Source organism: Diaphorobacter sp. (assembly GCF_050251835.1).
Classification (GTDB): domain Bacteria; phylum Pseudomonadota; class Gammaproteobacteria; order Burkholderiales; family Burkholderiaceae_C; genus JBFXIE01.
Window position 1 is genome coordinate 1 of the sequence record NZ_JBFWLZ010000068.1, and the last position, 7592, is coordinate 7592.

Below are 7592 nucleotides of genomic sequence, written 5' to 3' on the forward strand. Positions count from 1 at the left end.
GGCCAAAAAAGACTCTCCAACAGTCTCACACCCTCTCAAAACCCGCACGTTTCCTGGCGTTGCGGGTTTTTTGCTGTCTCAGGCAGCTTCACTGCGCACCATGACACACCAACAAAGCAGATACCAGCAACAGGGGCACACATGGCACTCACGGACACCGGTTCCAGGCAATGGCGCGCACGCTGATGATCGAGCGCCACCACGGCATATCCGGCCCGCCAGGGGCTACATATGACCGCACCGAATTCATGGAGCAACGGCGCCGGATGATGACGATCTGGCTTGCGGTTGGATCGGACGCACTGAAGCGTCGTCGGACATCCCGGCGTGGAAGGTGGCAGCTGCACCGCCGCAGCCGCTACCGCTGGACATGCGTCGATGCCGATATGCAACGCTGCGCTCTCAACGCACCGGCCGGCTAACCGCCTCCTGCACCGCAGGCAGGACATCTTCGTAGTTGAACCCGTTCTGCGTCTTTTGCACTGGGGTGCTCACCCTCTTGTCAAGCCATTCACGCAAGCTCTGCCCTTCGCCCTGGCGCACCAGTGGGTCATGGCTGTTGCCGGGATAGCGGAACTCGGTGAGGTTCTCGGGGTGGTCCTTGAATTTTTCGTGGAACCCCACGGCAGGCCGCTGCTTGCTGCCGCCGGCCCAGGGGTCTTCGTCTTCGATGGACGACCACATGGGTAGCCGCGTGTCCCACTTCCACAGGTGCTCGTACTGCTTATTCACGCTCTGCTTGTGGCAGATGCCGCCAGCAACCTGGGGGTCGGCGCGATCCCAGTGGTAGGTGGTGCGGCAGCCCTCGCTATGGCCGCTCAGGAAAATGGGCAAGTTGGAGTAGGCCTTGAACCAGCGGATGATTTCCGCAATGTCATCGCCCCGCGCGTCGAGCCGTGCCGGATTCACGGCGGTAAAGACCCCTTCGCGCGCGCGATCCCCCGCGTTTTTGAGCATCTCCTGCGACGTGCCGCCTGGGCAGCCGAGCTTATTACCCTCGCGGGTCACAAACTCGGGCGTGATGACCGCGAAGCCCTCGCGGTAGTAAAACTGCGCCACCGTGGTTTCCCAGCCCCACATTCCGCCACAGCCGTGGTTGTGGATGACGAGCCCGCGCAAGCTGGGGTGGCGCGGCAGCAGCGCGGTGAACTTGTCGCGGTACACGGCACCGAACAGCGGAAGATAAAAGACGCTGCGATCAAGGACTGTCCTGGTCTGCGCTTTGTCATACGCCGGCACTTGGCGACTTTGCTGGGCAAGCGCTCCGTGCATGAGAAATGGTTGCGCAACCAAAAAGCCGATGGTTCCCCAAAAGGCGTATTTGTGAGTGGGCATCACTGGATTTCTTTCTGTGGCGCGCGATTGTCAGTTGGCTGCGAGCCTCACTGAGCCGTCCGACATTGGCGATCAAGGCACTTGAAACCTTCTTGCATCTTGCGCGATCGCCATGTGCCGCCAGGTAGCTGGGTTACTTGAGCTGCACCGAACCCGAGACAGTCACCACCACCTGCGCCTTGCCCGCCTCCACGGGCACGGGCGAATCGGCTGCCAGCGCCGCCGATTTGGCCTCCATGGCCATCATGCGCGGGCGCGGGCCGGGCCACATCTCGTTGCTGTTGACGGCCACCTCGCGCAGCGTGTAGCCGGCAAAGCCGAAGCCGCGCGCCAGGTCGTGCGCGCGTGCCTTGAAGGCCTCGATGGCCTGGGCCTGCGCCGCGCCTTCGGCCTGGGTGCGCGCCTCGCGCGACAGGTCGAACGCAATCTGGCTGACCGACAGGCTTGCAATCTTGCCCGCCGTGGCGGTGATGCGGGCAAAGTCGCGCCCCTCCAGCACCAGCTCGGCACGGCCCTGCCAGCCGTTGATCTGGCCGTCCTTGCCGTAGCGCGGGTACATGCCGAAGGCGCCCGTGCGCACCTCCATCTGTTGCGGCTGGGCAGAGCGACGCGCCTCGGTCAGCGCGGCATCAAGCGCCTGTTTGAGCTGGGCCTGCACCGCGGCCGCATCGGGCGCCTCGCGGGTGGTACCCAGCGTCAGCACCAGCAGGTCCTGCTGCACTTGCTGCATGCCCGATGCGGACAGCTGCAGCACGTTGTGCGGCGCCGCAAGCATTCCATTTTGAGAAAAAACCGCAGAAGCGCTCGTCAATAAAGCGCAAGCAGCTATTATTTTTGAAGCATTTTTCATGAGAACCCTCTTTTATCGGCGCGGCATGACCATGAGATGCGGCCACCACTGACAGACGCCGTGACCGCGTTATGCCAGCCCTTTGGTGAACGCCCGGTAATGTCGCCGCGATACGGGGCAAAACCTGTAACAGTTGGTCAGACTCGCGTGGCAAAAGCCGATTTGGGATCACAAGCTGGTCAAAATCAGTGCTGTTACAAATTGGACAGCGAAAGAACAGCATGGCCACAACTACCAACCGTATCAACAAAGTTCTCGTGGTGGATGACGATGCGCGCATCCGCGACCTGCTGCGCCGCTACCTCACGCAGGAAGGCTTCGAGGTGATGGTTGCCGAGGACGGCAAGGCGCTCAACCGCATCTTGCTGCGCGAAACCGTCGATCTGATCGTGCTTGACCTGATGATGCCCGGCGAAGACGGTCTGTCGATCTGCCGGCGCCTGCGCGCGGCCAACGACCGCACGCCCATCATCATGCTGACCGCCAAGGGCGAGGATGTGGACCGCATCGTGGGTCTGGAGGTGGGTGCCGACGACTACCTGGGCAAGCCCTTCAATCCGCGCGAGCTGCTGGCGCGCATCCACGCCGTGCTGCGCCGCCGCCCGCCGCCGGAAGCCCCGGGCGCGCCCTCGGGCGACAACGAAGTGGTGACCTTTGGCCCCTTCACCTTCGACATGGGCACGCGCGCGCTGCAAAAGAACGGCGAAGAGCTTCCCCTGACCACCGGTGAGTTCGCCATGCTCAAGGCCCTGGTGCGCCACCCGCGCCAGCCGCTGTCGCGTGAAAAACTGGCGCTGCTGGCACGCGGGCGCGAGTTCGAGCCCTTTGACCGCAGTCTGGACGTGCAAATCTCGCGCCTGCGCAAGCTGGTCGAGGTGGACGCCGCGCAGCCGCGCTACATCCAGACCGTCTGGGGCGTGGGCTATGTGTTCGTGCCGGACGGCACCAACTGACGCGCCCGCGACTAGAGCACTGCCCCAGTCAACCATGAGCACGGCAGCCGCGCCACCGGCGTGCGCTGCCCGTCCACACCACCAGCCCGCCACGCCATGAGCGCCCACGACGCGCATTCCGACGTTACCAGCCCAGCCCCGCTGGAGACGACCAGCAGCCGCGCGCCGCAGCGCGCGCGCGTGGGCCTGAACCTGTTTTGGCGCACCTTCTTTCTGCTGGCCATCTTGCTGGTGGGCAGCATCCTGGCCTGGCTGCAGACGCTGCGCGCGCTGGAGTTCGAGCCCCGCGCACTGCAGACCGCGCAGCAGATCGCGTCGCTGGTCAACCTGAGCCGCGCGGCGCTGGTGCATTCGGACGCCATCGCCCGGGTGTCGCTGCTCAAGACCATGGCCGAGCAAGAGGGCGTGCGCATCCTGCCGCGCGAGCCCGGCGACAAATTCGAGCCGCTCACATCCACGCCCCTGGGCTCACGCCTGACACAGGAGCTGACACAGCGCCTGGGGCCCGGCACCATCGTTGCAGGCAGCGTCAACGGCGAAAGCGGCCTGTGGGTGGGCTTCACCATCAACGACGACCCCAACTGGCTGCTGATGGACCGCTCGCGCCTGAGCACCGCCGGCGGCAAGACCTGGCTGATCTGGCTGATCACCGTGGGCGCGCTTTCACTGGCGGGCGCGGCCATGATCGCCCGGCTGATCAACCGCCCGCTCAAGCAACTGAGCGACGCCGCCAACCGCGTGCGCGATGGCGACTTTGCCAACAGCCGCCTGGACGAAGAGGCCGTGACCAGCGAGATCCGCGAGGTCAACATCGGCTTCAACCGCATGGCGCAAAAGCTCGCCAAACTGGAGCAAGACCGCGCCGTGATGCTGGCCGGCATATCGCACGACCTGCGCACGCCCCTGGCGCGGCTGCGCCTGGAAACCGAGATGAGCGTGGGCGATGACGTGGCACGCCAGCACATGGTGGCCGACATCGTGCAGCTGGATGCCACCATCGACAAGTTTCTGGACTACGCCCGCCCCGACAACGCCGTGGCACTGAGCCCCGTCAACCTGCATGGCGTGGTGTCGTCGTGCGTGTACGCGGTGCAAGACCACCGCGAGCTGCAAATCACCATGAACGTGCCCGAAGACCTGATCGTGATGGCCGACGAGGTAGAACTGGCGCGCGTGATCTCGAACCTGCTGGAAAACGCCCGCCGCTACGGCAAGAACCGCGACACCGGCGTGACCACTGTGGACATTGCTGCCAAGGCGCGCGAGAAATGGGTGCTCATCAAGCTGCGCGACCACGGCCCCGGAGCGCCGCCGGAGCAATTGACCAACCTGACCAAACCGTTTTTTCGCGGCGACTCGGCGCGCACGGCCGCCGCAGGCGCGGGGCTGGGTCTGTCCATCGTGGACAAGACCGTGCAGCGCATGGGCGGCATTTTTGCCCTGGCCAACTCGGCATCGGGCGGACTGGTGGCCCACATTCAGCTGCAGCGCGCCATCAACCTGCCTGACGGCCAGGGCCCCGAGCAGCGGCTGCAGCGCCCGCAGATCAAGCGCCACCTGCCCCCGCGCAGCAGCGCACCGGCAGCGCAGCAAAAGCCGCCCCATCAAAAACAATAGCTGTCAGCGCTTGCTTTACCTGGCGTTAAGGCGGTTTTGACCTGATAAGTGAAAACCCCAGACCAGGCTACACCATCCTGCCCGCCCTCCAGCCCCGTCAGTGCCGCAGGCGGCAATCCAGTGCCCATCGCGCAGGCTTTGTGACTGCGCGCGCGGGCAAGACGGTGGATGCAGGCGCGCGGTTGCCGCCTTATTGCCTGAACAACAAGACAGCGGCGCGCGCCTCGATCGCCAGGCCCTGGCCCACGGGCCCCAGGCGCTCGGCGGTTTTGGCCTTCACGTTCACCTGCTCCAGGCCCAGGCCCAAAGCGTCGGCGATGCGCGCGCGCATGGCCGGGATGTGCGCCGCCAGGCGCGGCGCCTGGGCCACCACGGTGCTATCGATGTTGCCGATGGCGTAGCCCTTGGCTTGCACGCGGCGCGCGGCCTCGGTCAGCAACACGACCGAATCGGCGCCCTTGAAGCGCGCATCGGTATCGGGGAAGTGGCTGCCGATGTCACCCAGCGCCGCCGCGCCCAGCAGCGCGTCGGTGATGGCGTGCAGCAGTACGTCAGCATCCGAATGCCCCAGCAGCCCCATGGTGTGGGGAATGTCCACCCCGCCGATGACCAGGCGCCGCCCGGGCACCAGCGCATGCACGTCCCACCCTTCGCCGATTCTGAAATTCATGCCCATTGTGTTTGCCGTCAGGATGTGACGCCGTCAGGTTCTGGAAGAAAAGAAAGTCTTGACCGGGTCGCTGGCCGCCGCGCCGCGCTCGCCGCCAAAGCGGGCCAGGGTGGCGGCATGCATGCGCTGGGCCAGCACGGCCTCGGCCAGGGAAAAGTCCTCAGGGTAGGTCACCTTGAAGTTCTGCGCGCCGCCGGGCACCAGCCGCGGATGCAGGCCCATGGCCTCCATGGCGCTGGCCTCGTCGGTGGCGGTGGCGCCCACCTGCTCCAGCGCGTGGCGCAGCGCGCCGATGCGAAACATCTGCGGTGTTTGCGCCAGCCATTTGTCGCTGCGGTCCACGGTGGAGGCCACGCGCACGCCGCCAGGGCCGTCGATGGCGGTCTTGAGCGTGTCGGCCAGCTTGTGCGCCAGCAGGCCGCCCACGCTGTCGTGCTGGCAGGCGTCGATCAGCGCGTCGATCTGCGCCGTGGTCACCAGGCAGCGCGCGGCGTCGTGCACCAGCGCCCAGTCGCCGTCCAGCGCGCCGCGCTCTTGCAGCGCCCTCAGGCCGCCCAGCACCGATTCGGCCCGCGTGGCACCGCCGCAGGGCACGGCAAAGTAGGCGGGGTGGGCATGGCTGTCAAAAAAACGGTCGCCCGGCGCCACCACCACCAGCGTGCCCGCCAGACGCGCCACGCCGGCAAAGGCCGTCAGCGTATGCAGCACCAGAGGCAGCCCCGCCACCGGCTGATACTGCTTGGGCAGCACGGCGCCGCTGCCTTGCGCGCCCGGCACGCTGGCGCGCAAGGCACGCGTGCCCGTTCCGGCGCAGGGCACCAGCGCCCACAGCCGCGCGGGCGCCAGGGCGGGCCGGGCGGGTTCCGGGGCGGGGATGGGCGGCAGATCGGTCATGGGCGGGCATTCTAGAATCCCGGCTCGTCGTCTTGAGCCTTGCGGCGCGCGCCGCGCCTTCTTGTTCAGCGTCACCGGACGACGCCATCTGCATGCAGCTGCCCAAACTATCCCCCGGAAAACGATTCACCCTGCCCCGCCCCCTGGGCAGCGCCGACGCCCTGCTGCTGGCCCGCCTGGGGCAGCAGCAAAAAGCCGCCGGCCGCACCACCGCCATCGTCACCGCCGATGCGACCGACGCCCAGCGGCTGATCGACGAGATGGCTTTCTTCGCGCCCGATCTGCGCTGCGCGCTGTTCCCGGACTGGGAGACGCTGCCCTACGACGCCTTCAGCCCGCACCAGGACTTGATCAGCGAGCGCCTGGCCACGCTGTGGCGCATCCAGCAACGCGACAAGGACACCGGCGCCGACGTGGTGCTGGTGCCGGCCACCACGGCGCTGTACCGGCTGGCGCCGCCGTCGTTTCTGGCGGGCTACACCTTTCACTTCAAGGTCAGGCAAAAGCTGGACGAGGCCAAGCTGCGCGCCCAGCTCACGCTGGCGGGCTACCAGCATGTGTCGCAGGTGGTCAGCCACGGCGAATACGCGGTGCGCGGCGGGCTGATCGACCTGTTTCCGATGGGCTCGCTGCAGCCGTTCCGGGTGGACCTGTTTGACGACGAGATCGACTCCATCCGCACCTTCGACCCCGACAGCCAGCGCAGCCTGTACCCCGTGCCCGAGGTGCGCCTGCTGCCGGGACGCGAATTTCCCATGGACGACGAGGCGCGCGCCAAATTCCGCAGCCGCTGGCGCGAAATGCTGGAGGGCGACCCGACCAAGAGCCGCATCTACAAGGACATGGGCAACGGCGTGGCCACTGCGGGCATCGAGTATTACCTGCCGCTGTTTTTTGACGAGACCGCCACCGTGTTCGACTACCTGGGCGACCAAGCCACAGTGGTGCTGCACGGCGACCTGGAAACCGCCTTCCAGCGCTTTTGGCAGGACACGCGCGATCGCTACCGGCTGATCCAGGGCGACCCGGACCACCCCACCCTGCCGCCCGAGGCGCTGTTTCTGTCCGCCGAGCAGTTCTACGGCCAGGCCAAGCCGCACGCCCAGCTGTCGCTGCGCCCGGGCGTGGAAGACGTGGCCGACAACGCCCAGTTTCAGAAGCTGCCCGACCTGTCCGTGGTGCGCGGCGCCGACGATCCGCTGGCGCGGCTGCAGGCGCACATCCGCGCTACGCAGACCACGGGCCAGCGCGTGCTGCTGCTGGCCGAGAGCGA

The 7592-nt window shown here is 66.5% G+C and carries 6 protein-coding genes and 1 pseudogene; 3 read left to right on the plus strand and 4 right to left on the minus strand.

All coding sequences use genetic code 11. The features are described from left to right. Nucleotides 1-402 precede the first annotated feature (402 nt). The gene (locus AB7E35_RS14530) at nucleotides 403-1335 is read right to left on the minus strand and encodes a hypothetical protein (protein ID WP_428164084.1); all 933 of its coding nucleotides are present in this window, start codon (nucleotides 1333-1335) and stop codon (nucleotides 403-405) included. Between the two features lie 133 nt (nucleotides 1336-1468). Next, the gene (locus AB7E35_RS14535; RefSeq protein WP_428164085.1) at nucleotides 1469-2185 is read right to left on the minus strand and encodes an SIMPL domain-containing protein; all 717 of its coding nucleotides are present in this window, start codon (nucleotides 2183-2185) and stop codon (nucleotides 1469-1471) included. Nucleotides 2186-2406: 221 nt separating this feature from the next. Between AB7E35_RS14535 and ompR the strand changes: the two genes are divergently transcribed. Both ompR and AB7E35_RS14545 read left to right on the plus strand, forming a co-directional pair. After that, nucleotides 2407-3138: a two-component system response regulator OmpR gene (gene ompR, locus AB7E35_RS14540; RefSeq protein WP_428164086.1), complete on the plus strand. Its 732-nt coding sequence runs from the start codon at nucleotides 2407-2409 to the stop codon at nucleotides 3136-3138. A gap of 96 nt (nucleotides 3139-3234) precedes the next feature. Further along, complete coding sequence (locus AB7E35_RS14545; RefSeq protein WP_428167814.1) at nucleotides 3235-4755, plus strand: ATP-binding protein; 1521 nt, start codon at nucleotides 3235-3237, stop codon at nucleotides 4753-4755. 190 nt (nucleotides 4756-4945) lie between these two features. Here AB7E35_RS14545 and ispF read toward each other — a convergent pair whose 3' ends face one another. Both ispF and ispD read right to left on the minus strand, forming a co-directional pair. Continuing rightward, nucleotides 4946-5425: a 2-C-methyl-D-erythritol 2,4-cyclodiphosphate synthase gene (gene ispF / locus AB7E35_RS14550; RefSeq protein WP_428164088.1), complete on the minus strand. Its 480-nt coding sequence runs from the start codon at nucleotides 5423-5425 to the stop codon at nucleotides 4946-4948. 33 nt (nucleotides 5426-5458) lie between these two features. Beyond that, nucleotides 5459-6319 (minus strand): 2-C-methyl-D-erythritol 4-phosphate cytidylyltransferase, encoded by an 861-nt coding sequence (ispD, locus tag AB7E35_RS14555; RefSeq protein ID WP_428167815.1) that lies wholly within the window; start codon nucleotides 6317-6319, stop codon nucleotides 5459-5461. A 92-nt stretch (nucleotides 6320-6411) separates the two neighbouring features. On the opposite strand from ispD, the pseudogene AB7E35_RS14560 reads away from it, so the two are divergent. Next, a pseudogene (locus AB7E35_RS14560) lies at nucleotides 6412-7592 on the plus strand (transcription-repair coupling factor); the annotation flags it as partial.